Below are 26,116 nucleotides of genomic sequence, written 5' to 3' on the forward strand. Positions count from 1 at the left end.
CCCCGAAGATGACGCAGCAACCGGCCGGGGCGATGCAGGCACCCCCCGGCCACAACCCGCATCACTTTGCCAAAAGGCCTGCCTTTTCAAGCAGTTTGCGGTTGGTTTCGTACTTTTCATGCACGAAAGCCGCAAAGTCGCCAGCGCCCAGATAGGCTGAGGGTTGTTTCAGCGTCGCCATGCGGTCCTGGAACGGCTTGGAATCGATAGCACCCTTGCAGGCGGCCTCCAGCTTGCCCTTGACGGCATCTTCCAGCCCCGCAGGCGCCACCAGCCCGCCCCAGATCGGGAAGTCGAGGGCATAGCCCTGTTCCGCCGCGGTCGCCAGGTCGGGCTGTTCGGCCAGCCGATCCGCCTGCAACAGCGCCAGCGATTTCAGCTGGTCGGCATTGGTCGAATAGAAGGAGACATGCGGGATGAAGAGATCGGCCGTCCCGTCGAGAAGCGCCTTGAGCGCCGGACCGTCACCGTTCACGGGCAGATAGTTCATCTCGATCCCCGCCGCATCGGCAAGGCCAAGACCTGCGATATGCGGGATCGAGCCGATGGCCTGCACGGCAAAGGTCAACTCGCCCGGATGCTCCTTGCCATAGGCCACGAGATCGCCAAGCGAGGTGAAGGGCGAATCCTTGCGCACCGCGATCACCGTTGGCGCCGAATAGGCCAGGCAGATATAGTCGAAGCTGTCGACATCATAGGGCAGTTCGCGCAGATGCGGCTGGGTGGTCAGCGGCCCGACCGGCGCCATGGCCAGCGTGGTGCCGTCCGGCTTCGCGCGGGCGACCTCGCTGACGCCGATGGTGCCGCCGGCGCCTGCGGTGTTCTTCACGACAACATTGGCGTCAAGCGCCTTGGCCATGCCTTCCTGCATGGCGCGGGTGGTGATGTCGGTCCCGCCACCGGCGGCGAAGGGGACGACGACGGTCACCGGACGGTTGCCTTGCGCCTGAACGGGGGCGGCGGTCAGTGCGGCCGAAGCGCCCATTACGGCCACGAGGCCAAAGCCCCGCAGGATGGCTGCGATGTCTTTCATTCCTTGTTCCTCCCTTTGTCGGTTCGTGCCTTGCCGCATTTCCCCGCGAAAGGCGAGTTGCGGCATATTAATTTTGCATTGCGGTATTATGTCCCGATATATTTAATATAGCAAGCGGCCAATCGACCGCTGTTTCAGGTTTCGGAGGACGGCGGATGGCGGCAGGGCTGCACGGGAAAATGGCGCTGGTTTCGGGGGCGGCGGACGGGCTGGGCGCGGCGATCGCGGCGCGGCTTGCGGCCGATGGCGCGCGGGTCGCGGTTCTGGATCGCAGCGCCGAGGCGATCGCGCTGTCGGCGGCGCGGCCCGACATGGCAGGCGTGCATTTCGAACAGGTCGACCTGTCGGATGCGGCCGGGATCGCGGCAGCGTTATCGCGGCTCGATCAGGCCGGGTTTCGCTTCGACATCCTCGTGAACAACGCGGGCGGATCGCTTCACACGCCGCGCGCCTTCGTCGAGGAAACCGATGAGGACTGGGCGCGGGTCATGGACCTGAACGTCACCGCCGCCGTGCGGCTGATCCGCGCCATCGTGCCGGGCATGGCCGAACGCGGCTATGGGCGGATCATCAACCTCGGCTCCAAGGCCGGGCGCTATGGCAGCTTGTTCACGGGCGCCAACTATGTCGCGGCCAAGGGGGCGGTGCAGTCGATGACCTTGCAACTGGCGCAGGAATTCGGGCCGCGGGGGATCACCTGCAACGCGGTCTGCCCCGGCGCGATCCTGACACCGCGGGTCGAACGGCTGCTGAGCGAACGCCAGACGCCCGAGGAACGCGCCGCCGTGCGCAACGCAATCCCGGTCCGCCGCCACGGCCGGGTCGAGGATGTGGCGGCCGCAGTCGCCTTCTTCGCCTCGGAGGAAAGCGGCTTCATCACCGGGCAGTTGCTTGACGTCAACGGCGGGCAGGGGATGGCGTCATGAGCGGGGTGTCCACGGTCGGGCCGGTCCTTGTCACCGGCGGGTCGGGCTTTCTTGGCCGTGCTCTTTGCGCGGCGCTGCTGGCGCGGGGGGAAAGCGTCGTGGTCTTCGACCTTGCACCGCCGAAGGCCCCCATCCGGCATGACGCGATCCGGTATGAGACGGGCGACATCCGCGATCTGTCCGCGCTGAGCGAGGTGGCCGGGCGGCACGGCATCCGGGCGATCGTCCATCTTGCCGCGCTGGTCATTCCGGCCTGCCGCGCCAATCCGGTGCTGGGGGCCGAGGTCAATATCATCGGCCATATCAACGTGCTGGAACTGGCCCGCATGACGGGGATTTCGCGCGTCGTCTATACAAGCTCTCTCGCCGCGAAACCGCGCGGGGCGCTTGCCTCTCCGGTCAATCTTTACGGCGCCTACAAGCATTGCTGCGAGGAGATTTCGAAGGTCTATTTCCTTGACCACGGCATCGCATCGGTCGGGCTGCGCCCGAATGTCGTCTACGGGCCAGGGCGGATCGAGGGCGAGACAGCCGCGATCACCCAGGTGATCCGTGCCGCCGCCACCGGCGAAAGCTATGAGATGCCCTTTTCCGGCGAGATGTGCTTTCAGCATATCGATGAGGTGACGGAGATCTTCCTGCGCTGTCTTGCGGCCACGCCCGACGGGCCGGTCGTCAGCGATCTGACCACCGACGTCCGGTCGACCGCGGACCTGCTGGCGGCGATCCTGCGGCTGGCGCCCGATGCCAGGGTCGACGCCGCGCCGGTCCACCGCGCGGGGCCAAAGGGCCTCGACAACACGCCCCTGCGGGATCTGATCGGGGACTGGGCCGCCGTTCCGCTGGAGGAGGGCGTGGCCCGGACGCTGGCAGCGTTCCGGGACGGTGGCGGGGAAAGCTGACGCGAACGCAACTATGCGCGCGGCGAACCTGACCTGCGGCACCGTGGTGTCGGTGCGGGAGACGCTGGCGGATGAGGTGGGATTCGAACCCACGGAACCTTTCGGTTCGCTGGTTTTCAAGACCAGTGCCTTCAACCACTCGGCCACTCATCCATCCGTCCGGGCGGCGCGGGCGCTTTGGGATCGTCCCTGCCCAGCCTCCGGTCGGCCGGGCTTAGCGTGGCTCACGCGATTCTGAAAGGTCGGGGCGGGCTGAAATCCGCATGTCGCGGCGCGCGGCCTTTTCTTGTGACGTGGGAGCCGCTAAACTTCGCGCCAAATCGCGTGCGCCGGGGTCAGCCCCGCAAGCGCGCGGCAGACGGGCAGGAGACCGGCGCGACGGGCGATCCCGCAGCTTCCGGTCGGATATTTGGGCAAGACAGTGCGGATCGCAACCGCACAAACGGGGGCAAGAATGAAACCTCAGGGACTTGGGTTGCTTGCGGGCGCGGCGGGGGCGGCGTTGCTTCTGGCGGGCTGCCAGACCGGAACCTCACCCTTCTCGAAAGAGACGGTGACGACGCCGGGCGCCGAGCAGGGCATCGTGACGATGGAGCAGGACATCGAGTCCCCCGACGTCTTCAACCTGAACGGCGAGGCGCTTTGGGACGGGCGGCCCTCGCTCGGCGGGGTCTGGGTCGCGCATTCCTCGGTCAAGGACCCGGAACGGGTGATGATCCGCAACGAGAAGAACGGTAAGAGCGTGGTCGGCGCGCTTTTCCGGCGTGAGATCGACAATCCGGGGCCGAGCATCCAGGTGTCTTCCGACGCCGCCGAGGCGCTTGGGATGCTGGCCGGTCAGCCCGCCAAGATCGCCATCGTCGCGCTGCGCCGCAAGGAGGTCGACCTGACCCCGGCCAGCGAGGTGACGCCGGAAACCGAAGCCGCCGCCGTGGCCGCGGCCAGCCCCGAGGCTGCCGATACCACCGCCACACCGACACCCGCCGCCGTGGCGACCGACCTTGCCGCCGCGCCCGTCGACGGCACCGAGGCGCCGGTGGCCGAGGCGCCGAAGAAGAAACGCGGGCTTTTCGCCGGGCTCTTCAAGCGCAAGCCGAAGGCCGAAGACACGATGACGGCCCCGGTCGCTGCCGGTGCCACCGGCGGCGCGATCGACGCGGCCCCGCTCGACCCGGTCGTCGGCACGGCCGCCGCCGGGATCGCCGCCGCCGAGGCGAAGCAGGCCGCGCCCGCCGCCCAACCGGCGCTGAAGCGCGCCTATGTCCAGATCGGCATCTTCAGCACCGAGGCCAACGCCACCCGCGCGCAGGGCCAGATGCAGAAGGCCGGGCTTCTGTCCAGGGTCGTCCCCGACCAGAGCAACGGCAAGACCTATTGGCGCGTGATCGTCGGCCCGGCCGACAGCGTGGCGGGCCGCGACGCGACGGCCGCCAAGGTCAAGGGCATCGGCTATCCCGACGCCTACCCGGTCTCGAAGTAAAGGGAGCTTTCCGCAGGTGATCCTCAGACTTGCCGCCCTTATCGTTCTGGCCCTGACCGTCGCCCTGCCCGCGCGCGCCTTCGAGACGCGCGCGAAGGCGGCCTGGGTCTATGACGTTTCGACCGGGACCGTGCTTCTGGAAAAGAATGCGCATGAAAAGCTGCCACCGGCCTCGATGTCGAAGCTGATGACGATCAACATGCTGTTCGAGGCGCTGCGCGACGGGCGCGTGAACCTCGACGACCGTTTTCCGGTCTCGTCCCATGCCAAGTCGATGCAGGGCTCGACCATGTTCCTCAACGAAACCGACCGGCCGACGGTGGAGGAGTTGATCAAGGGCATTGTCGTCCTTTCCGGCAACGATGCCTGCGTGGTGGTGGCCGAAGGGCTGGCCGGCACCGAAGAAGCCTTCGCGCGCCAGATGAACGAGCGTGCCAAGGCCCTTGGCATGACCGACAGCACCTTTGCCAATGCCAGCGGCTGGCCGAACCCGAACCAGCGGATGAGCATGCATGACCTCGGCATCCTCGCCGCGCGGCTGATCCGCGAGTTTCCCGAATATTACGGCTATTTCGGCCTGACGGAATTTCCCTATGACAACCGCGCGCCCGACAACCGCTTCAACCGCAACCCGCTCCTGAAGCTCGGGATCGGGGCGGATGGCCTCAAGACCGGGCATACCGAGGAATCGGGCTATGGTCTTGTCGGCTCGGCCATCCAGAACGGCCGCCGCATCGTCGTGGTCATCACCGGAATGGCCACCGACCGTGAGCGTTCGCAAGAGGCAGAGCGGATCCTGAACTGGGCCTTCCGCGAATTCGTGCAGAAGACCGTGGCGACCAAGGGGACGCGCATCACCGATGCCGATGTCTGGATGGGGTCGAAGACCAAGGTCGGCCTCGTGCTGGATCAGGACCTGTCGATGCTGCTGCCCTCGCTGGCGCAGGACAAGCTGAAGGCCGAGGTCGCCTTTACCACCCCGATCGAGGCGCCGATTGCCGAAGGGCAGAAGCTGGCCGAGATGACGATCACGGTGCCGGGGATGGAACCGACGACGGTCCCGCTTGTCGCCGATCAGCCGGTCGCCAAGGGCGGCTTCGCGAGCCGGATGAAGACCGCCTTCGGCGTGCTGACGCAGCGCGCGCTTGTCGCCATCGGCAGCTGACCGGCGCGCGATGTTCATCACCTTCGAGGGGATCGACGGGTCCGGCAAATCCACCCAGGCGCGGCTTCTGGCAGAAACGCTTCGCAAGGCGGGGCATGAGGTGGTGCTGACCCGCGAACCCGGCGGCAGTCCGGGGGCGGAGGAAATCCGGCGGCTGGTCCTTGAGGGCGACCCCGACCGCTGGTCGGCGGAGACGGAGATCCTGCTGTTCACCGCCGCCCGGCGCGACCACCTTGAACGGGTGATCGACCCCGCCTTGGCGGCGGGCAGGATCGTCATTTCCGACCGTTTCGCGGATTCGACGCGGATGTATCAGGGCCTGTCGCGTGGCGATCTGCGCGGGCTGGTTGACAAGCTTCACGCCCTGATGATCGGGCGCGAACCCGACCTGACTTTCATCATCGACATGGACCCGGAGACGGGTCTGGCCCGCGCCAAGGGGCGCGGCGGCACCGAGGAGCGGTTCGAGGATTTCGGCGCCGATCTGCAACGGCGGATGCGGGCGGGGTTTCTTGACCTCGCGCGGGAATTCCCCGACCGCTGCCTGGTGATCGACGGCGCCCGCGCGCCGGAGGCCGTCGCGGATGAGGTCGCGGCCATCGCGACACGGGCGCTGGGATGAGCGAGGCCGCCATCCCCGAGCCCGACCGGATCGAGGGCGCCCCCCATCCCCGCGACACGCGGCACCTGATCGGTCAGGACCATGCCGAGGCGGGGTTCCTTGACGCCTACGCCGCCGACCGGCTGCACCATGCATGGCTTCTGACCGGCCCGCTTGGCGTCGGCAAGGCGACGCTCGCCTGGCGGCTGGCGCGCTTCCTCCTTGCCACGCCCGCGGCGGAGGGGGGCGGGCTTTTCGGCGATGCCCCGCCCGCGCCCACGACGCTCGACATTCCCGACGACCACCCTGTCGCGCGCCGCATCCATGCCGGTTCCGAGGGGCGACTTTACCTGCTGCGCCGGGCCTGGGACGAGGACAAGAAGCGTCTCAAGACCGTCATCACCGTGGATGAGGTGCGCAAGCTGCGGAACTTCCTGCACCTTTCCTCGACCGATGGCGGGCGGCGGGTGGTGATCGTCGATCCGGCGGATGAGATGAACATCTCGGCCGCCAACGCGCTTCTGAAGATGCTTGAGGAACCGCCCCATGGCGTTGTCTTCCTGCTGATCAGCCACCGCCCCTCGGGCCTGCTGCCCACCATCCGGTCGCGGTGCCGGGAACTACGGCTGACCACGCTGTCGCCCGACGACCTCAGCCGCGCCATCGCGGCGGCCGGGATCGACCATGGCGACGGCGCGGCGCTGGCCGCCCTTGCCGGCGGGTCGGTGGGTGAGGCGATCCGGCTTCTGAACCTTGACGGGATCGAGACCTATCGCGATCTTGTCACGCTTTTTGCCACCCTGCCGCGTCTCGACCGGGGCCGTGCGCTGAAGCTGGCCGATGCAATGGGGCAACGCGGGCAGGCGGAAAAGCTTGAACTGCTGCTGACGCTTTTCGACCTTTTCCTTTCCCGCCTCGCCCGCGCCGGGATGCTGGGCTTCGCGGGGGCCGAGGCCGCGCCGGGTGAGGCAGAGTTGTTCGCGCGCCTCGCCCCCTCGCCCGATGCCGCGCGGTCCTGGGCAGGGCTGCACCAAAGCCTCGGCGCGCGGGCGCGTCATGCCCGCGCGGTCAACCTCGACCCCGCGGCGCTGGTGCTGGACATGATCCTGAAGGTGGACGAGACCGCCCGCGCCACCGCCTTCGCCTGAAGGCTCAGCCGATCAGCACATCCCGCGCCGCCGCCCGGATCGTCCGCGTCAGGCGCGGCAGCGTTGCGCCGGGAAGGCGGCCGACCTGCCAGTAAAGCGCCACGTCCAGCGGCGCGTCTGGCAGAAGCGGCACAAGGCGGCCGCTCAGCAGGTCATCGGCCGCCAGCGCCTTAGGGATCATGCCCCAGCCCATCGACAATCGCGCCGCCGCGACAAACCCTTCGGCAGAGGCGATCATATGGCCCGCCAGCGGCACACCCTGCCCCATCGCGCGGCGCGCCCATTCGCCCTGCAACCCGTCCTTCGCGTTGAAGATCAGCGCCGGGGCGGCGGCAAGCGTCTGCGCCGTGACGCCGCTGTCGAACCAGCGATCGCGAAACGCGGGCGTCGCGCAGGCGATATAGCGGAACCGGCCCAGCGGATGGCAGTCGCACCCCGCGATGGTGCCGCCATGGGAGGTCACTGCGCCCTGCACCTCGCCCTTGCGGAGCCAGTCGGCGGAATGGTCCTGATCGTCGATGACGAGGTCGAAAAGCGTATCCTCGAACGCGGCCAGCGCGGGCAGGACCCAGACGGCGAGGCTGTCGGCGGTGACGGCGATGCGCAGCACCGGGCGGGCGGTGGGCGCCGCGCCCTCGCCTTCCAAAAGATCGCGTTCCATCAGCGCCACATCCTCGGCATGGCGCGCCAGGCGCGCGCCAAGCGGGGTGGCCGTGGCGGGCGGTCCACGCCGGACCAGGGGCGCCCCCAACCTTTCCTCCAGCGCGCGGATGCGTTGCGACACGGCCGAAGGCGTGACGCCAAGCTGCGCCGCTGCGGCCTCGAAACTCCCGTGGCGGAGGACAAGGGACAGGGCGGCAAGCTGGGCATAATCGAACATCAGTTTTGCTTAATCAGCCTTAGCATTATTAAGTTGTGATAACGCAGCGGTGGCCCTAGTCAAGCCCCGCGACCAAGGAGTTTCCCCCCGTGCTGCCCGTCCTTCTTTCCGGCCTCGGCCTGTCCCTAAGCCTGATCGCCGCCATCGGCGCGCAGAATGTCTTCGTGCTGCGGCAGGGACTACGACGCGAGCATGTGCTGCCGGTCGTCCTGTTCTGCGCGATCTCCGACGCGATCCTGATCGGCGCCGGGGTGGCAGGGATCGGCCTTGCCGCCGAAAAGATGCCCGCCCTTCTGCCCATCCTGCGCTGGGGCGGGGTGGTCTTTCTGGGCGTCTACGGCCTGCGCGCGGCCCATGCCGCCTGGAGGGGCAACGAACATCTCGACGCGGCGGCGGCAAAGGCGGCGCCCTTGCGCGGCACGCTTCTGACGCTGGCGGCGATCACCTGGCTGAATCCGCATGTCTACCTTGATACCGTGGTGCTTCTGGGCAGCATCTCGGCCCAGTATCCGGGGCGGGAGTGGGTCTTTGGCCTTGGCGCGGCGCTGGGGTCGTTCCTGTTCTTCCTGTCGCTTGGCTATGGCGCCCGGCTTCTGACGCCGGTCTTCGCGCGGCCCGGCGCGTGGCGGTTGCTGGACTTGATCGTGGCCGGGGTGATGTGGTCCATCGCGCTGTCGCTGGCGCGCGGATAGGCCTTGCGGCCCCGCGCCCGATGGGCTTCTGTCGGGGCCATGGAAACCGCCGCACAGAACCGGCCCGTCGCGGGCGTCCTCTGGATGCTTGCCACCGGCCTCAGCTTCGTGGCCGTCACCGGAACCGTGCGCCATCTCGGGACCGCCCTGCCCTCGGTCGAGGCGGCATTCCTGCGGTTCGTGATCGGCCTCGTCTTCCTGTCCCCCGCGCTGATCGGGATCTTCCGCGCGGGGCTTCCGACCGGCGCGCCGCCGCTGATCCTCGGGCGCGGCGTGCTGCACGTCGTGGCCGTGGCGCTTTGGTTCTATGCCATGGCCCGCATCCCGGTGGCCGAGGTGACGGCCATCGGCTATCTGAACCCGGTTGTCGTCACCATCGGAGCGGCGGTGTTTTTCGGCGAAAGGCTGGCGCTCAGGCGGATCATGGCGATCTGCGTGGCGCTGATCGGGGCGCTGGTGATCCTGCGGCCGGGCTTGCGGGAAATCTCGTCCGGCCAGATCGCGCAGCTTGGGGCGGCGACCTGTTTCGGCTTTTCCTACCTGATCGCCAAGCGGCTTTCGACGATGATGTCGGCCGGTGCGCTGGTCGCGCTTTTGTCGCTGACGGTGACGATCGGCCTTGCGCCCTTCGCGCTGATGGTCTGGGTGCCGCCGACTCTGGCGCAGATCGGCCAGCTTGGCATCGTCGCGGCCTTTGCGACGCTGGGGCATTACTGCATGGCCCGCGCCTTTGCCGCGGCGCCGCTGACAGTGACGCAGCCGGTGACGTTCCTGCAACTCGTCTGGGCGTCCCTTCTGGGCGCGCTTGCCTTCGACGAACGGGTCGATCCCTATATCCTGCTTGGCGGGGCCATGATCATCGCCGCGATCAGCTACATGACCTGGCGCGAGGCGCAGATCCGGCGGCGCGGGATCACCCCGCCGCCACCCGCCACCAAGATCTGACCTCAACCGCGCGGGTCGAGAAGCCGCGCAATCACCGTCCGGCGTGAGATCTGGCCCGCGACCTTGCCGTGATCCTGCACCACAAGGGCGCGGGTTTCATCCTTGAGCCGGGCCATCACATCCTTGATCGGGGTGTCGATGTCGGTCTCTCCGTCGGTGGGGATCGTGTTCGGTGTGGGTTCCAGCGCGTCGCGCGCGGTCAGGACCGACAGCGGGTTCATGTGGTTGACGAAATCCGCAACGTAGTCCGAGGCCGGATGCGCGATGATCTCGCGCGCGGTGCCGCACTGAACGATCCGCCCGCCCTCCATCAGCGCGATCCGGTTGCCGATCTTGAACGCCTCGTCGAGGTCGTGGCTGACGAAGATGATGGTGCGCTTCAGCTTGCTCTGAAGCTCAAGCAACTCATCCTGGAGCCGGGTGCGGATCAGCGGGTCGAGGGCCGAGAAGGGTTCGTCCATCAAGAGGATCGGCGCCTCGGTCGCGAAGGCGCGGGCAAGGCCCACGCGCTGCTGCATGCCGCCCGACAGCTCGCCCACCTTGCGGTCGGCCCAGTCCGAGAGGCCGACAAGGGCAAGCTGTTCGTCGGTCTTGGCGCGCCGTTCGGCCGGGGATTGACCGGCAAGCTCAAGGCCAAGGCCCACATTCTCGCGCACCGTGCGCCAGGGCAGAAGGCCGAATTGCTGGAAGACCATGGCGACGCATTCGCGCCGGACCCGCAAGAGATCGCCGCGTGACGCGCCGCCAACCTCACAGGACCAGCCGTCGTCATGCACCGTCACGCGCCCCCGGCAGACCGGGTTCAGCCCGTTGACCGCGCGCAGAAGCGTCGACTTGCCCGAACCGGACAGGCCCATGAGGACGAGGATTTCCCCCGTCTCGACGCTGAGCGAACAGTCGTGGACACCCAAGACCTGCCCCGTGGCCTTCTGAATCTCGGCCCGGCTCCGCCCCTCATCCATCATCGGCAGGGCGCGGTCGGGGTGATCGCCGAAGACGATGTTGACCTTGTCGAATTCCACCGCCACCGTCATTTGCTGGCTCCGATCCTGAGCATCCGGTCAAGAATGATTGCCACTACGACGATGACAAAGCCCGACTCGAACCCAAGCGCGGTGTTGACCGAGTTGAGCGCGCGCACCACCGGCACGCCAAGGCCTGCGGCGCCGACAAGGGCCGCGATGACGACCATCGACAGCGACAGCATGATGGTCTGGTTCAGCCCCGCCATGATCTGCGGAAGCGCATAGGGCAGTTCCACCTTCCACAGCGTCTGACGGCTGGTCCCGCCAAAGGCCTTCACCGCCTCCAGAAGCGATTCCGGCGTGGAAGAGACGCCAAGATGGGTCAGCCGGATCGGCGCGGGCAGGACGAAGATCACCGTGGCGATCAGGCCCGGCACCATGCCGATGCCGAAAAAGACGATGGCCGGGATCAGGTAGACGAAGGTCGGCAGGGTCTGCATCAGGTCAAGGATCGGCCGCATCCAGGCGTAAAGCCGGGGTCGGTGCGCGGCGGCGATGCCGATCGGTACCCCGATCGCCATGCAGACAACGCAGGAAGACAGGACCAGCGTCAGGCTTTCAGTCGTCTCCTTCCAGTAGCCCTGGTTAAGGATGAACAGAAAGCCCAGAAGGACCATCACGCAGGTCTTCCAGCTTTTCTGAAGGAACCATGTGATCGCGACGAAGATCGCGATGATGACCAGCGGATGCGGCGTCTGAAGCAGCCACAGGATGCTGTCGATCAGCCATTGCAAAAGCTGGGAGAGCGACTGGAAAAAGCCGCGCCCGTTCACCTTGAGCCATTCGAAGAGTATCTTGGCGGTCTTGCCGACGGGTATCTTGGTGTCGGTCAGCCAGCCCATGGCATCGTTCAGCGCCATCGTCCCTCGTCCCCCGGAAAGTGGTTGCCGCCCCGGTCCCGTCTGCGCGGGATCAGGGGCCGTTCCGGCCCCTCGCGCGAAGGGGCCGGCGCCGGTCAGGTCAGTTCAGCGCGGCCGTGACGGCCGCCATCGCGTCGCCGCCATCCTTGGTGGTCACGCCGTCAAGCCAGGGGCCAAGCACGTCGGGATTGGCGGCAAGCCAGGCCTTCGCAGCATCGCCCGGCGCCTCGCCGTCGTCGAGGATCTTGGCCATGATCTCATTCTCCATCGGCAGCGTGAATTCGAGGTTTTCAAGAAGCTTGCCGGTGTTCGGGCATTCCGCGACATAGCCCGCGCGCACCATGGTAAAGACCTCGGCCCCGCCGAAGTTCGGGCCAAAGACATCATCGCCGCCCGACAGGTAGGTCATGTCGAAATTGGCGTTCATCGGGTGCGGTTCCCAGCCAAGGAAGACGATGGCCTTGCCCGCGTTGTCGGCATTGCCGACCTGCGCCAGCATCCCCTGTTCCGAACTTTCGATCAGCTCGAAGCCGCCCAGGCCGAACTGGTCGTTCTCGATCATGTCGAGGATCAGGCGGTTGCCGTCATTGCCCGGCTCGATGCCATAGATCTTGCCGTCCAGCGCGTCCTTATGCTCGGCGATATTCGAAAAATCGCTGATGCCTTCCTTGGCGCCTTCGGCATTGGTGGCCAGCGTATATTTCGCGCCGGTCAGGTTGCGTCGCACCGTCTCGACCGTGCCAGCGTCGCGATAGGGGGCGATGTCGGCCTCCATCGTCGGCATCCAGTTGCCAAGGAACACATCGACGTCGCCCTGGCCAAGGCCGGTCAGCGTGACCGGGATCGACAGCACCTTCACCTCGGTCTCATAGCCCAGCGCGTCGAGAACCGTGGTGGCGACGGCGGTGGTGGAGGTGATGTCGGTCCAGCCGACATCCGAAAAGATCACCTTGTCGCAGCCCGCCGCAAAGGCCGGGGCGGCGGCTAGGGCGGCACCGGCGACAAGCGTCGCGCCAAGCGTCGTTCTGAGGGTCATGGTCGTACTCCCTGTTTTCTTGATTGGTGAGTCAATTAACGTCGTCTCTTCTCATCGGGCAAGAAGAATTGCAGGTCTCCCTGTCGGACTTGGGCAAAGACTATGACAGATGCGCGCGAAGGGGAACCGTCTGTTCCACCTCCCCGGAGCAGAGGTTGATTGACGAGTCAATAAAACGAATTTAACCATGACATATTGTCTGGGAAAGGTCGTCCGATGCCGAAAGTGGGAATGGAACCCATCCGCCGGTCCGCTCTGGTCAAGGCGACGATCACCGAGATCGGGCGCCATGGCTCTCTCGACGTGACGGTCAGCCAGATCGCCAAGCGCGCGGGCATGTCCTCGGCGCTGGCGCATCACTATTTCGGCTCGAAGGAACAGATCTTCCTTGCCGCGATGCGCCATATCCTGACGATTTACGCCGCCGAGGTGCGCGGTGCGCTTCTGACCGCGCGGGGGCCGAAGGACCGCTTGCGCGCCACGATCCTTGCCAGTTTCGGCAGCGGCAGCTTCCGGCGCGAGGTGGCCAGCGCCTGGCTGAACTTCTACGTCCTCGCCCAGACCCAGCCCCAGGCGCGGCGTCTTCTATCGGTCTATCAGGGGCGCCTGCGCTCTACCCTGCTTCACGATCTTCGCCCCCTTGTGGGCGACCGGGCCGAGACGATCGCCGACACGGTCGGCGCGCTGATCGACGGGGTCTATCTGCGCGAGGTGCTGAAGGGCGATTCCCCCACGGCCAGCAAGGCGGCGGCGATGGTCTGGGACTGCCTTGAGAGAGAAATCGGAGAATAGAAGATGAAGGCCGATTACGTCATCGTCGGCGCCGGATCGGCCGGCTGCGCCATGGCTTACCGCCTGTCGGAGGCCGGGCGCAGCGTCATCGTGGTGGAATTCGGCGGCTCGGATGCCGGGCCGTTCATCCAGATGCCCGGCGCGCTGTCCTATCCGATGAACATGGGGGCCTATGACTGGGGCTATCGGTCGGAACCCGAGGCGAAGCTGGGCGGGCGCAGGCTTGCCACCCCGCGCGGCAAGGTGATCGGCGGATCGTCGTCCATCAACGGCATGGTCTTTGTGCGCGGCAATGCGATGGATTTCGACCACTGGGCCGACAGCGGCGCGGCGGGCTGGTCCTATGCCGATGTGCTGCCCTATTTTCAGCGGATGGAGACATGGCACGGCGGCGGCGACACCACGTTCCGCGGCACCTCCGGCCCGCTGCACATCACCCGCGGCCCGCGCCAGAACCCGCTGTTCCACGCCTTTGTCGAGGCCGGTCGGCAGGCGGGGTATGAGGTGACGGACGACTATAACGGCCAGAAGCAGGAAGGGTTCGGCCCGATGGAGGCGACGATCTGGCGCGGGCGGCGCTGGTCGGCGGCCAATGCCTATCTGCGCCCGGCGCTGAAACGCCCCAACTGCACCCTGATCCGCGCCCTTGCCCGCAAGGTCGTCATCGAGAACGGCCGCGCCACCGGGGTGGAGGTGGAGCGTGACGGCAAGGTCGAGGTGATCGCCGCAGGGGCCGAGGTGATCCTTGCCGCCTCTTCGATCAACACACCGAAGCTGCTGAAACTCTCCGGCATCGGCCCGGCGGAGGAGTTGCGCAGCCATGGCATCGAGGTGGTCGCGGATCGCCCCGGCGTCGGCGCCAATCTTCAGGACCATCTGGAGATTTACATGCAATATGCCTCGCTCCAGCCGATCACGCTGTTCAAGTACTGGAACCTCTGGGGCAAGGCGCTGGTGGGGGCGCAATGGCTTTTGACCGGCAAGGGTCTTGGCGCTTCGAACCAGTTCGAAAGCGCGGCCTTCATCCGGTCGGACAAGGGCATTCCCTATCCCGACATCCAGTATCACTTCCTGCCCATCGCCGTGCGCTACGACGGCAAGGCGGCGGCCGAGGGGCATGGGTTTCAGGCCCATGTCGGCCCGATGCGGTCGAAATCGCGCGGCACCGTGACACTCGCCTCCGCCGATCCCAAGGCCGCGCCGCTGATCCGCTTCAATTACATGAGCCATCCCGACGACTGGGCCGAGTTCCGCAAATGCGTCCGCCTGACGCGCGAGATCTTCGGGCAAGAGGCGTTCCGCCCCTTCGTGAAGCACGAGATCCAGCCCGGCGCCGGGACCAACAGCGACGACGCGATCGACGGTTTCATCCGCGAACATGCCGAAAGCGCCTATCACCCCTGCGGCACCGCGCGGATCGGGGCGGCAGACGACCCCGGCGCCGTGGTCGATCCCGACTGCCGGGTGATCGGCGTCGACGGGCTGCGCGTCGCCGACAGTTCCATCTTTCCGCGCATCACCAACGGCAACCTCAACGGCCCGTCGATCATGGTGGGGGAAAAGGCATCCGACCATATCCTTGGCAAGGGGATGCGTGCGCCCTCGAACGCCGAACCCTGGGTCAGCCCGCGCTGGCAGAGCGCACAGCGCTGACGGCGGTCTGACGCGGGCAAGGGCGATTTCCATTGCCCGCGAAACGCGCTAAAGGCAGGCCATGACCGATGTTCCGCGCCTGACCGACAGCCATTGCCACCTCGATTTTCCCGACTTCGGCGGCGACACCGCCGGGCTGGTCGCGCGCGCCAATGCGGCGGGCGTTCACCGCATGGTGACGATTTGCACCCGGCTCAGGAACGAACCCGCCGTCCGCGCCATCGCCGAGGCGCATGAGGGCGTGTTCTACGCCGCAGGCACCCATCCGATGAGCGTGGCCGAAGAACCGATGGCCGCCGTGGACGATCTGATCGCGCTGGCGCGGCACCCGAAATTCGTCGGCATCGGCGAAACCGGGCTTGATTACCACTACACCGCCGAAAGCGCCGAGGCGCAGCAGGTCTCGCTCCGCATCCATGTCGCGGCGGCGCGGGAAACCGGCCTGCCGCTCATCATCCATGCCCGCAGCGCGGATGAGGATATGGCCCGCATCCTCGGGCAGGAATACCGCAACGGCGCCTATAGCTGCGTCATGCACTGCTTTTCCTCCGGCCCCGACCTCGCGAAGACGGCGCTGGAGCTTGGCTTTTACCTCTCCATGTCCGGCATCGCGACCTTCCCCAAAAGCCAGGAGGTGCGCGACATCTTCGCCGCCGCGCCGGTTGAGCGGGTGCTGGTGGAAACCGACTCCCCCTACCTCGCCCCGCCGCCCTTCCGGGGCAAGCGCAACGAACCGGCCTATGTCGCCCATACCGCCAGGGTCGGCGCCGGGGTTTACGGGTTGAGCGTTGAGGAGTTCGCGGCGCGGACCGAAGAGAATTTCGAACGCCTCTTCACCAAGGCGGCAAGGGGGACGGCCTGACATGGTCACGATGCGCTTCACCATCCTCGGTTGCGGGTCTTCCGGCGGGGTGCCGCGCATCGGCGATGTCTGGGGCGATTGCGACCCGGCGAACCCGAAGAACCGCCGCACCCGCTGTTCCATGCTGGTCGAACGGATCAGCCCGCATGGCACGACACGGGTGCTGATCGACACCGCCCCCGACATGCGCGAGCAGTTGCTGAAAACCGGCATCGCGACGCTGGACGCCGTCGCCTACACCCATTCCCATGCCGATCATGTCAACGGCCTGGATGACATCCGCCAGATTGTCTTCAACACCCATAAACGGGTGCCGGTCTGGGCCGACGGGGCGACGCAGGACGCGCTGATGGCGCGGTTTTCCTACGCCTTCGTGCAGCCGCAGGGGTCCTCTTACCCGCCGATCTGCGACCTGCACACGATCCGGGGGCCGTTCACCATCCACGGCGCGGGGGGCGACATCACGCTGACGCCCTTCCACGTCCAGCATGGCGATATCGAGGCGCTGGGCTTCCGCATCGGCGCGCTCGCCTACCTGCCCGACGTGCTGACCATCCCCGACGATGCCTGGCCGCATCTTGAGGGGCTCGACTGCTTCATCGTCGATGCGCTGCGCCGCACGCCGCACCCGACGCACGCCCATCTCGACCTTGCGCTGGAATGGATCGCGCGGGTGGCGCCGAAACGGGCGGTGCTGACCAACATGCACATCGACCTCGATCATGCGACGGTCGAGGCGGAAACCCCCGACCATGTCAGCGCCGCCTATGACGGGATGGTGCTGGACTTCCCGGCGTAGGGCGCCGCGATGCCCGCCCTGCCGCTTGAGACGCTGTTCGAGGTGACCCTGCCGGTCTTCCTCGTCATCGGCTTTGGCTATGCGGCCGTGGCGCTGAAGCTGTTCCCCGATGCGGGCGTCGACGGGTTGATGAAGTTCACCCAGCAATTCGCGATCCCCTGCCTGTTGTTCCGCGCAATTTCCACGCTGGACCTTGGCCAGACGTTCCAGTGGCCGCTTTTGCTGTCCTTCTACAGCGGCGCGACGCTGGGCTTCCTCGCCGGGCTTTTCGGCGCGCGCTACCTCTTCGGGCGGCCCTGGACGGACAGCGTTGCCATCGGGTTTTGCTGCCTTTTCTCCAACTCTCTCCTCCTCGGCCTGCCGATCACGGAACGTGCCTATGGTGCGGGCGCCCTGGCGCCGAACTATGCGATCATCGCCATGCACTCCCCCTTCTGCTACGCGCTCGGCATCACGGCGATGGAGATCGCGCGCCATACCGGCGGCGGGGTGGTCACGACGCTGCGCAACATCTTCAACGCGATGTTCCGCAACGCGCTGGTGATCGGGATCGCGCTTGGCTTCGCCGTGAACCTTTCGGGGGTGGAGACCCCCGCCGTCGCGGCGCAGGCGCTTGACATGATGTCCCGCGCCGCCCTTCCCGCCGCGCTTTTCGGTCTTGGCGGTGTGCTGGTCCGCTACCGGCCCGAAGGGGACAAGCTGACCGTGCTTTACGTCTGCGCCATCGCGCTGATCCTGCATCCGGTGGTGACGTGGTTCATGGGCAGGGGCGTGGGTCTGCCGACCGGCCCCTTCCGCTCTGCCGTCTTGACCGGGGCGATGGCGCCGGGGGTCAATGCCTATGTCTTCGCCAACATGTACGGCGTGGGCAAACGCGTCGCCGCCTCGGCGGTACTTTACGCGACGGCGCTGTCGGTCCTGACCGTCTCGGTCTGGCTGACGCTTCTGGCGTAGGGCGGCTGTAGCTACAGATGCCCTACGCGGTCCCTACAGGGTAACGACGCGGCCCCGACGCGGCGTTCCGACGTCAGCTCGGGCTCATCCCGCGCAGGCGTTCGGAGCGGCGCCGCAGCAGTTCCAGCGTCACCAGCAGGACGACCGAGAAGGCCACAAGGACCGTCGCCACCGCCAGGATCGTCGGGCTGATCTGTTCGCGCAGGCCGATAAACATCTGCCAAGGCAGGGTTTTCTGTTGCGCGGAGCCGACGAACAGCACCACGACGACCTCATCGAACGAGGTGATGAAGGCAAAAAGCGCGCCAGAGATCACGCCCGGCAGGATCAGCGGCATCTGGACGCGGAAGAAGGTGGTGACCGGCCCCGCCCCCATATTCGCCGCAGCGCGGGTAAGGGATCGATCAAAGCCCACCAGCGTCGCCGTTACCGTAATGATAACAAAGGGAATTCCCAACGCCGCGTGGGCCAGGACAACGCCCCAGTAGGTGCCTTGAAGCCCCATCCGCGCATAGAAGAAATACATCCCCGCCGCCGAGATGATCAGCGGCACGATCATGGGCGAGATCAGGATGGCCATGATGGCGCGGCGGAAGGGGACGTGGCTCTGGCTCAACCCGATCGCGGCCAGCGTGCCGAAGCTGACCGACAGAAGCGTCGCCACCGGCGCGATGCGCAGCGAGTTGTAGAAGGCGCCGGTCCAGTCAGTATTTGTAAAGAAATCCCGGTAATGCTTCAGCGAATAGCCTTCGGGGTCCAGCGCCAGCATCTTCGGCGTGAAGGTGAAGAAGTTCTCGGCATTGAAGCTAAGCGGGATGACGACAAGGATCGGTGCGATCAGGAAGAAGAAGATCACACCGCAGATGAAGCGGAAGGTATTGGCCCACAGAACTTCGCGCGGGGTGGCGTAGACCGGCACGCTCGCCCGATAATCGCCCGAGGCCAGCCAATAGGCAATCCAGCTGAGGACAAGGCCAAGGATGGCCCCGAAGACCAGCCCCGCCACACCCGCGATCAGCGCCCCGGCGATGCCGGTGGCGACGGCGCCGATCAGCCGCCCCATCCGCCGCTGCGGCACGAAGGAGACCAGGACGAAGGCAAGAACCCCGGCAAAGACGGCGCCGCCGACGATGCCCAGAAGGGCGTTGCCCTTGGCGTTGCCGACAAGGTAGCCCAGAAGCGCGCCCGCCAGCGCGGTCAGGGGCAGGACAAAGCCGGTCAGGCTGGGCTTGCGAAGGGTCGGTGCGAGCGTTGCCATGATCGTTATCCCAGCTTCACGTTATCAATGCCCACGATCTTGTCGTAGACGTAGTAGAGCAGCAGCACCGCCGCCAGAAGGATGGTCCCCAGCGCCGCCGCCAGACCCCAGTTGAGCGAGGTGGAGATGTGGTAGGCGATGTAGCGCGAGATGAAGACGCCCTCGGTCCCGCCGACCAGTTCGGGGGTGATGTAGTAGCCGATGGCGAGGATGAAGCAGAGGATCGACCCCGCGCCGATGCCCGGAATGGACTGCGGGAAATAGACCCGCCAGAAGGCCGTCCAGGGCGTCGCGCCCAGCGATTTCGCGGCGCGGACATAGGACGGCGGCACCGTCTTCATCACCGAGTAAAGCGGCAGGATCATGAAGGGCAGCAGGATGTGGGTCATGGCGATGATCGTGCCGAACTGGTTGTTGATCATCACCAGCCGGTTGCCGTCGCTGACCAACCCCATCCAGACCAGAAGGTCGTTGATGACCCCTTGCTGTTGCAGCAGCACCTTCCAGGCCGAGGTCCGCACCAGAAGCGAGGTCCAGAACGGCAAGAGGACGAGGATCATCAGGACGTTGGCCGTCGAGGCGCGCAGGTTCGCCAGAAGCCAGGCGACCGGGTAGCCAAGGAGGATGCAGCAGGCCGTGATCGTCATCGACATCCAGAGCGTGCGCCAGAAAAGCTTGAGGTAGATGCGCTCTGACGGCGGGCGGGCCTCGATCCCGTGGCTGGTCTGTTCGAAATCGGCCGCGTTCAGGAAGTAGCCCGCGGTATAGGGCGGGCTGTAGGCAGAGATGGTCTGCCACAGGTCAAGCTTTGACCAGCCGTCGTTGATCTCAAGAAATGCCTGTTTGGCATCAATGGGTTGCAGCCCGGCGGCCAAGGCGGCGTTGACCAGTTCCGGTCCCGGCGCGGGCAGCGCCGCAACGGCGGCGGCATCGGGCTGGGCCAGCGTCAGGTCGTCGAGCAGGGCAGAGAAGACGACGGGCCAGAGCTTGGCCTTCGCCACCTCTTTCTTGCCCTCGGCGCGGACGCTTTTGGCAAAGGCCTCATAGGCCCGCGCGCTGCGTGGCAGGGCGGTTTCGGCCTCGGGCGACGCAAAGATCCCCGCCCAGATCGCCGGGTCCTTCCAGCGCGGGTCGATGCCGGTAAAGGTCTTTTCGGCATCCTTGCCGATCTTGTCGGCGCCGCGCCCGGTCGAGCGGAAGACGGAAGAAATGCCGGGGCTTTCGTAGTTGAGGCGCGAGCCGAGCTTGGTGTGGTTCTTTTCCTCGGCGGCGATCTGGAAATCGAGGTTCAGCGCCTGAAAGACAGCTTCGCCGGGGATTTCCTCGCCATCGGGGTTCCAGTCCTTCAACGCGACGACGGTGCGCGGCAGCGTATCGCGGACGATCTGGTTTTCGACCGAGCGGAACAGCATGTCCGCGATCGGCGCGATGAAGGTCACGAGGACGAAGATCAGAAGCGGCGCGATCAGCATCAGCGCGCGGATCTTCTGGCGCCTCAACGCGCGCGCCAGACTTTTCTTCAGCGGCGTGCCATCGGCAGCCAGCATCGGGCCGTCCTGGGTGATGTCGCTCATCGCTCCCCCGTCAGTCGTCAGGTCTTCAGAAATTGCAAAACGAATGGGGTGGAAGGGGCCGTCACCGGCCCCTTCCCCGTCAGCAGGTCACTGCGCCAGCCACGCCTGGAACTTCGCATCCAGGTCATCGCGATGGTCGGCCCACCAGGTGTAGTCGTAGCGGTGGACGTTGGTCGCGTTGGCCGGGTCGGTCGGCATGTGCGGCGCCATGTCGATGTCGGTGCCGTCCAGCTTGCCGACCAGCGGCGCCGAAGAGGCGCGGGCCGGGCCGTAGGAGATGTACTTCGCCTGATCGGCAAGGCGCTGGGTATCGGTCGCGAACTTCAGGAAGTCCATGACGACGGCTTCCTTCTCGGCGTCGAGGCCGGTCGGGACGATCCAGCCGTCGATGTCATAGGACTGCATGTCCCAGAGCATCGCGATCGGCTGGTTCTGCTCAACGATGGCGGAGAAGAGGCGACCGTTGAAGGTCGAGCCGAACACGACCTCACCATCGGCCAGCAGTTGCGGCGTTTCGGCGCCGGCGGTCCACCAGACGACCTGATCCTTGATGGTGTCGAGCTTTTTCAGCGCGCGATCGACGCCTTCATCGGTGCCAAGCACGTTGTAGATGTCTTCCTCGGCCACGCCGTCGCAGTAAAGCGCCCATTCCATGTTGTCGATCGGACGCTTCTGAAGCGACCGCTTGCCGGGGTACTTCTGAAGGTCGAAGATGTCGCAGACCGAGGTCGGCGGCGTGTCGCCCACCAGATCGGTGCGATAGCCGAAGGTGGTGGAATAGACGATCTGCGGCACGAAGCAGTCGTTGATCAGCGTCGCACCGAAGTCATCGGTGGCCGAGGTGCCATCCGGCGCGGCGGCGAGTTCGGTATCGAAGTCGATCTCGCGGGCCAGACCCTCGTCGCAAAGACGGATGGAGTCGGACACGGTCACATCGACCAGGTCCCAGGTCACGTTGCCCGCTTCGTTCATGGCGCGCAGTTTCGCCACGGCCTCGGCCGAGCTTTCGTCCCAGGCAATGTGAACGTCCGGGTGCTCTGCCATGTAGGGCTCGGCATAGGCTTTCAGCTGCGAGTTCTGGTAGGCGCCGCCCCAGGACACGAAGGTCAGGTCGATCGCCGACGCCGCACCGGCAGCGAGCGTGAGCGCGCTGGAGGCGAGGAGGATGGAGGTCAGTTTCATCGTTTGCTCCCTATTGTCTTCCCGTGATGTGATGTTTCGACCCGTGTCCCCGGGACAGGCACAGGTCGGTCCGTGCGCTCAGGCGTCAAGCGCCCGGCAATCGCTCGGCAGCCAGCCGATTTCGATCTGCTCGCCCGGCTGCATACGCTTCTGGTCGGGCGCGTTGCGCGTCTTGACCACGAAGTCGTCATTCCCCGCGACGCGCAGACGCGTGCGGTAGATATCGCCCATATAGATGAATTCCAGCACCTCGGCCTTGAGCGTATGCGCCCCCGGCTGCAAGCGGGCCTTGTTGGTTTCCACCCGCTCGGGCCGGATCGAAACGCGGGTGCGCTCACCGGCCTTTGAGACGTTGACGGGCTTGCAGTCGATCAACTCGCCATCGTCAAGCTTGACCACCGCGATGTCGCCCTTGATCTCCTGCACCACGCCTTCAAGGGTGTTGTTTTCCCCGATGAACTGGGCAACGAAGCTGTTTTCCGGCTCTTCGTAAAGGACCGCAGGCGGGGCAAGCTGCTGAATCCGGCCGTCGTCGAAGACCGCGACGTTGTCGGACATGGTCAGCGCTTCGGTCTGGTCGTGGGTGACATAGACCGTGGTGATGCCAAGCTCATGGGCAAGGCGCGTGATCTCGAACTGCATATGCTCGCGAAGTTGCTTGTCGAGCGCGCCGAGCGGTTCGTCCATCAAGACCAGCTCAGGCTCGAACACCAGCGCGCGGGCCAGCGCGATCCGCTGCTGCTGGCCGCCGGAAAGCTGGGCCGGGCGGCGGCCGCCGAAGGCGCCCATCTGCACCATGTCCAGCGCGCGCTTGACCTTCTGTTCCCGCTCGCTCTTGCCCAACTTGCGCACCTCAAGCGGGAAGGCGAGGTTTTCCGCCACCGTCATATGGGGGAAAAGCGCGTAGTTCTGGAACACCATCCCGATGCCGCGCTTGTGCGGCGGGATGTTGTTGATCTCCCGCCCGGCCAGACGGATTTCTCCGTGGGTGGCCGTCTCGAACCCCGCCAGCATCATCAGGCAGGTCGTCTTGCCGGACCCCGACGGCCCGAGCATCGTCAGGAATTCCCCCTTGGCGATCGAAAGATTGAGATCTTTCACGACAAGGGTTTCACCGTCATAGCTTTTCTGAACGTGATCAAATTCGACGAATGCGGCGTCTCCGCCGGTCGTTGCATCGGTCAAACTCGGGCTCCCCATTGTGTTTTTTTGAGTCTTTTTAATCCCGTGTGACGACTAAAACGAAATCGAACCCGCTTTTCAACCCGTTCTTTTGTGCCGTCAGCGGGGCGGAAGATCGCCGGAAATCGTCTCGTCGTCATTCTGTTTGCGACGTCTTAACATGCGGGGGCGACACCTGCGAAATGAAATCTGCGGTGCTAGCGCGAACGGTCCTGCGACCTTTGTGCCGCCCTGCCCGAAATGGCATCCGGCTGCCCGGATCGCAGTCACCGCGCGAACGGATCGGGGCGACCCCGGTCTTGGGGCCGCCCCGAAATATCGTTCGCACACACCCGGAAAGTAGGCCTGGGTGGCGTCAGATATCCTTCACCAGACGCAGTGCGTCATAGATGGCGGCATGGGTGTTGCGCGCCGAAACCGCGTCGCCGATACGGTAGAGCTGAAAGCCGCCCCCCTGCCCGCCGCCCACCGTCTGGGGCCGCCCCTCGATCAGCGCGTCATAGTCCACCTCTCCGTGGTTCGAAGACAGCGGCTTCAGCGCGAAATAGAGATCGTCCAGCGGCAGCGTGCCATGGTTGATGACGATCTGATCGTAGTGCCTTTCCTTCGCAAGCGGCATGTAGTCCGACCCGATCGTCGCCTTCAGTTGATTGCCGTCCCGCGCCACCGAGGTGAGGCGATAGGTCACGGTAAAGGTCACGTCCTTGTCCTGCATCGACCGCATGTAGGGAACAAGGTTCATCGCCATCACGTCCGGCGCGAAGCTGCGGTCGGGGGTCATGATTTCCACCTTCGCGCCTGCCTTTGCTGCGATCTCGCCCGCCTGAAGGCCAGAATGGTCGCCCGCGTCGTCGTAGATCAGGACATTCGCGCCCGGCTTCACATCGCCCGAGATCAGGTCCCAGGAGGACACGACAAGGTCGTTGCCCGCCTCAAGCACATCGGTATGCGGCAGGCCGCCGGTGGCGACGATCACCACATCGGGGTTCAGCGCGGTCACGTCATCGGCCTCGGCCCAGGTGTCGAAGCGGAATTCGACATCGCGGGCAGCGCATTGGGACATGCGCCAGTCGATGATGCCGATCATTTCCTTGCGGCGCGGGCTTTGCGCGGTCAGGCGGACCTGCCCGCCGGGTTGCGAGGCGGCTTCGAACACCGTCACGGCGTGGCCGCGTTCGGCGGCGACGCGGGCGGCCTCAAGCCCCGCGGGGCCGGCGCCGACGATCACCACCTTCTTGCGCGTTCCGGCAGGCGCGATGTCATGCGGCATGGTCAGTTCACGCCCGGTGGCGGCGTTGTGCATGCAAAGCGCATCACCGGCCTGGTAGATACGGTCAAGGCAATAGGTCGCGCCGACACAGGGGCGGATATCATCCTCGCGCCCTTCGATGATCTTCCGCACGACATGCGGGTCGGCCATATGCGCCCGCGTCATGCCGACCATGTCCAGCTTGCCGCTGGCGACCGCGTGGCGGGCGGTGGCGACATCGGGGATGCGCGCGGCGTGGAAGGTCGGCATCCCGACCTCGGCCCGGATGCGGCCCGCGAAATCCAGATGCGGGGCGGATTTCATGCCCTGCACCGGGATCACATCGGTCATCGCCGGATCGGTGTGGATCTGGCCGCGAATGATGTTGAGGAAATCGACATTGCCGCCGTCACGCAGCAGCTTGCCGATCGCCACGCCGTCATCCTCGGTGATGCCGCCTTTCGCGGTCTCATCCGCCGTGTAACGCACGCCGATCAGGAACTTGTCGCCGGTGCGCTTTCGGATCGCGGCCGTCACCTCAAGCGCGAAGCGCGCCCGGTTTTCAAGGCTGCCGCCATAGGGCGCGTCCAGTTCGTTCGTCAGGGGTGACATGAACTGATCCATCAGGTGGCCGTAGCATTCAAGCTCCACCCCATCGAGACCGGCGGCGGCCATCCGTTCGGCCGCATCCGCATAGTCGCGGATGATGCGGGCGATGTCCCAATCCTCCATCTTCTTCGGGAAGGCGCGATGGGCCGGTTCGCGCTGATGCGAGGTGGTCAGCGCGGGCAGCCAGTCGCCCTTGTTCCAGTGGGTCCGGCGGCCAAGGTGGGTCAACTGGATCATCACCGCGCAGCCATGGTCATGGCATTCGTCGGTCAGCTTCTTCATCCAGCCCACAACCTCATCCTTGTAGGCGAGGATGTTGTTGAAGACCGGCGGGCTGTCCTTCGACACCGCGGCAGAGCCTGCCGTCATGGTCATGGCGATCCCGGCCTTGGCGCGTTCGACGTGATAGGCGCGGTAGCGGTCCTTGGGCATGCCCGCCTCGGGATAGGCGGGTTCATGGCTGGTCGTCATGATGCGGTTCTTCAGGGTCAGGTGCTTCAGCTGGTAGGGCTGAAGAAGCGGATCGTTCGAGGCCATGCCATTCTCCCTTGGTCCTGCCCGGAGGTCTCCGGGCGCTGGAATCGCTCATATGCGCAGTTTCGCAGGCATGATATGCTAAAATCGACAGGTGTGTCGATTTTATTCGACACGAGGTACACAAAGCGGTCTAAGAGGGGATATGGAGAGCGAAGAACCCCTTGGGCGCGGCTGGCGCGGGACAGAGGACGGCTGGATCGCCGCCGCCTATGACATGCTGATCGAAGGCGGGGTGGAGGCGGTGAAGATCCTGCCGCTTGCCAAGCGGTTGCGGCTGTCACGGACCAGCTTCTACTGGCATTTCCAGGACCGTGAGGCGCTGCTGGCCGCCCTTGTGAAGCGCTGGCAGGACAAGAACACCGGCAACCTGATCCGCCAGACAGAGCGCCCCGCGCCGTCCATCGCGGCCGCACTTCTGAATCTGTTCGACTGCTGGATTTCGGCCGATCTGTTCGATTCGCGGCTTGAGGCGGCGATGCGCGACTGGGCGCGGACCGATGCCGCGCTGGGAGAGGCGTTCACGGATGCCGATGCGCGCCGGACCGCCGCGATCCGGGCGATGTTCGAACGTCACGGCTTTGGCGCCGATGAGGCCGACATCCGCGCCAGCGCGATCTACCTGACGCAGGTGGGCTATATCGCGCTGGGGACGGCCGAAAGCCTTGAACGGCGGCTGGAACGTATCCCGACCTATATCGAGACCTTTACCGGCCAGCGCGCGACCGAAGACGAACTGGCCGTCTTCGCAGCCCGCCACCTGAAGGGCTGACGC

24 protein-coding genes and 1 tRNA gene are annotated in these 26,116 nt (G+C 65.8%); 14 read left to right on the forward strand and 11 right to left on the reverse strand.

The features are described from left to right. Nucleotides 1-61: 61 nt before the first annotated feature. A complete protein-coding gene (locus LX70_RS09340) occupies nt 62-1,033 on the reverse strand; it encodes a Bug family tripartite tricarboxylate transporter substrate binding protein (protein WP_170076166.1) in 972 nt (323 codons plus the stop codon). Nucleotides 1,034-1,188: 155 nt separating this feature from the next. Between LX70_RS09340 and LX70_RS09345 the strand changes: the two genes are divergently transcribed. After that, the gene (locus LX70_RS09345) at nt 1,189-1,959 is read left to right on the forward strand and encodes an SDR family NAD(P)-dependent oxidoreductase (protein WP_105514405.1); all 771 of its coding nucleotides are present in this window, start codon (nt 1,189-1,191) and stop codon (nt 1,957-1,959) included. Continuing rightward, entirely contained in the window at nt 1,956-2,861 is a 906-nt protein-coding gene (locus LX70_RS09350; RefSeq protein ID WP_105514406.1) for an NAD-dependent epimerase/dehydratase family protein, read from the forward strand. The genes LX70_RS09345 and LX70_RS09350 overlap by 4 nt, the downstream gene beginning before the upstream one ends. Nucleotides 2,862-2,926: 65 nt before the next feature. Here LX70_RS09350 and LX70_RS09355 read toward each other — a convergent pair. Continuing rightward, nucleotides 2,927-3,014: transfer RNA gene (locus LX70_RS09355), tRNA-Ser, on the reverse strand. Nucleotides 3,015-3,315: 301 nt separating this feature from the next. Between LX70_RS09355 and LX70_RS09360 the strand changes: the two genes are divergently transcribed. Genes LX70_RS09360 through LX70_RS09375 form a run of 4 tightly spaced genes read left to right on the forward strand, consistent with a single transcriptional unit; the run spans nt 3,316 to nt 7,255 of the window. After that, on the forward strand, nt 3,316-4,341 hold the full coding sequence (locus tag LX70_RS09360) for an SPOR domain-containing protein (RefSeq protein ID WP_146111576.1): 1,026 nt from the start codon (nt 3,316-3,318) through the stop codon (nt 4,339-4,341). A 16-nt stretch (nt 4,342-4,357) separates the two neighbouring features. After that, nucleotides 4,358-5,506, forward strand: coding sequence for a D-alanyl-D-alanine carboxypeptidase family protein (locus LX70_RS09365; RefSeq protein ID WP_105514408.1), 1,149 nt, complete (start codon nt 4,358-4,360; stop codon nt 5,504-5,506). 10 nt (nt 5,507-5,516) lie between these two features. Beyond that, nucleotides 5,517-6,128 carry a dTMP kinase gene (tmk, locus tag LX70_RS09370; protein WP_105514409.1) on the forward strand — a complete coding sequence of 204 codons (612 nt, stop codon included), beginning with the start codon at nt 5,517-5,519 and terminating at the stop codon, nt 6,126-6,128. Next, entirely contained in the window at nt 6,125-7,255 is a 1,131-nt protein-coding gene (locus LX70_RS09375) for a DNA polymerase III subunit delta' (RefSeq protein ID WP_105514410.1), read from the forward strand. Before tmk ends, LX70_RS09375 begins: the two co-directional genes overlap by 4 nt. Nucleotides 7,256-7,259: 4 nt before the next feature. Here LX70_RS09375 and LX70_RS09380 read toward each other — a convergent pair whose 3' ends face one another. Next, on the reverse strand, nt 7,260-8,135 hold the full coding sequence (locus LX70_RS09380; protein WP_245885019.1) for a LysR family transcriptional regulator ArgP: 876 nt from the start codon (nt 8,133-8,135) through the stop codon (nt 7,260-7,262). 89 nt (nt 8,136-8,224) lie between these two features. Between LX70_RS09380 and LX70_RS09385 the strand changes: the two genes are divergently transcribed. Both LX70_RS09385 and LX70_RS09390 read left to right on the forward strand, forming a co-directional pair. Beyond that, entirely contained in the window at nt 8,225-8,827 is a 603-nt protein-coding gene (locus LX70_RS09385) for a LysE/ArgO family amino acid transporter (protein WP_425430582.1), read from the forward strand. Between the two features lie 39 nt (nt 8,828-8,866). After that, nucleotides 8,867-9,772 (forward strand): DMT family transporter, encoded by a 906-nt coding sequence (locus tag LX70_RS09390; RefSeq protein ID WP_245885020.1) that lies wholly within the window; start codon nt 8,867-8,869, stop codon nt 9,770-9,772. A gap of 2 nt (nt 9,773-9,774) precedes the next feature. Here LX70_RS09390 and choV read toward each other — a convergent pair whose 3' ends face one another. The 3 genes from choV to choX all read right to left on the reverse strand — a co-directional run bounded on the left by choV (nt 9,775) and on the right by choX (nt 12,693). Beyond that, a complete protein-coding gene (gene choV / locus LX70_RS09395; protein WP_105514412.1) occupies nt 9,775-10,806 on the reverse strand; it encodes a choline ABC transporter ATP-binding protein in 1,032 nt (343 codons plus the stop codon). Then, nucleotides 10,803-11,639 (reverse strand): choline ABC transporter permease subunit, encoded by an 837-nt coding sequence (gene choW / locus LX70_RS09400; protein ID WP_105514707.1) that lies wholly within the window; start codon nt 11,637-11,639, stop codon nt 10,803-10,805. Before choW ends, choV begins: the two co-directional genes overlap by 4 nt. A gap of 118 nt (nt 11,640-11,757) precedes the next feature. Next, nucleotides 11,758-12,693: a choline ABC transporter substrate-binding protein gene (choX, locus tag LX70_RS09405; protein WP_105514413.1), complete on the reverse strand. Its 936-nt coding sequence runs from the start codon at nt 12,691-12,693 to the stop codon at nt 11,758-11,760. A 216-nt stretch (nt 12,694-12,909) separates the two neighbouring features. Between choX and betI the strand changes: the two genes are divergently transcribed. From betI to LX70_RS09430, 5 genes are all read left to right on the forward strand, one after another. Then, complete coding sequence (gene betI / locus LX70_RS09410; protein ID WP_105514415.1) at nt 12,910-13,485, forward strand: choline-binding transcriptional repressor BetI; 576 nt, start codon at nt 12,910-12,912, stop codon at nt 13,483-13,485. 3 nt (nt 13,486-13,488) lie between these two features. Next, complete coding sequence (gene betA, locus LX70_RS09415) at nt 13,489-15,138, forward strand: choline dehydrogenase (RefSeq protein ID WP_105514416.1); 1,650 nt, start codon at nt 13,489-13,491, stop codon at nt 15,136-15,138. Nucleotides 15,139-15,199: 61 nt separating this feature from the next. Then, a complete protein-coding gene (locus tag LX70_RS09420) occupies nt 15,200-16,000 on the forward strand; it encodes a TatD family hydrolase (protein ID WP_105514418.1) in 801 nt (266 codons plus the stop codon). 1 nt (nt 16,001) lies between these two features. Continuing rightward, entirely contained in the window at nt 16,002-16,799 is a 798-nt protein-coding gene (locus LX70_RS09425; protein WP_105514420.1) for an MBL fold metallo-hydrolase, read from the forward strand. 9 nt (nt 16,800-16,808) lie between these two features. Then, nucleotides 16,809-17,753, forward strand: coding sequence for an AEC family transporter (locus LX70_RS09430; protein WP_105514421.1), 945 nt, complete (start codon nt 16,809-16,811; stop codon nt 17,751-17,753). A 73-nt stretch (nt 17,754-17,826) separates the two neighbouring features. On the opposite strand, the gene LX70_RS09435 is transcribed toward LX70_RS09430, so the two are convergent. The 5 genes from LX70_RS09435 to LX70_RS09455 all read right to left on the reverse strand — a co-directional run bounded on the left by LX70_RS09435 (nt 17,827) and on the right by LX70_RS09455 (nt 25,344). Beyond that, nucleotides 17,827-19,011 (reverse strand): ABC transporter permease, encoded by a 1,185-nt coding sequence (locus tag LX70_RS09435; protein ID WP_105514422.1) that lies wholly within the window; start codon nt 19,009-19,011, stop codon nt 17,827-17,829. 5 nt (nt 19,012-19,016) lie between these two features. Beyond that, nucleotides 19,017-20,585 (reverse strand): ABC transporter permease, encoded by a 1,569-nt coding sequence (locus tag LX70_RS09440; RefSeq protein ID WP_105514424.1) that lies wholly within the window; start codon nt 20,583-20,585, stop codon nt 19,017-19,019. 87 nt (nt 20,586-20,672) lie between these two features. Next, entirely contained in the window at nt 20,673-21,767 is a 1,095-nt protein-coding gene (locus LX70_RS09445; protein ID WP_105514426.1) for an extracellular solute-binding protein, read from the reverse strand. 78 nt (nt 21,768-21,845) lie between these two features. Continuing rightward, nucleotides 21,846-22,967 carry an ABC transporter ATP-binding protein gene (locus LX70_RS09450; RefSeq protein WP_105514428.1) on the reverse strand — a complete coding sequence of 374 codons (1,122 nt, stop codon included), beginning with the start codon at nt 22,965-22,967 and terminating at the stop codon, nt 21,846-21,848. A 337-nt stretch (nt 22,968-23,304) separates the two neighbouring features. Next, nucleotides 23,305-25,344, reverse strand: coding sequence for an NADH:flavin oxidoreductase (locus LX70_RS09455; RefSeq protein WP_105514430.1), 2,040 nt, complete (start codon nt 25,342-25,344; stop codon nt 23,305-23,307). A 142-nt stretch (nt 25,345-25,486) separates the two neighbouring features. Here LX70_RS09455 and LX70_RS09460 point away from each other — a divergent pair, with 142 nt between their 5' ends. Beyond that, entirely contained in the window at nt 25,487-26,113 is a 627-nt protein-coding gene (locus tag LX70_RS09460) for a TetR/AcrR family transcriptional regulator (protein WP_105514433.1), read from the forward strand. Nucleotides 26,114-26,116 lie beyond the last annotated feature (3 nt).

It is taken from the genome of Albidovulum denitrificans (genome assembly GCF_002973535.1).
In the GTDB taxonomy this organism is placed as follows: domain Bacteria; phylum Pseudomonadota; class Alphaproteobacteria; order Rhodobacterales; family Rhodobacteraceae; genus Albidovulum; species Albidovulum denitrificans.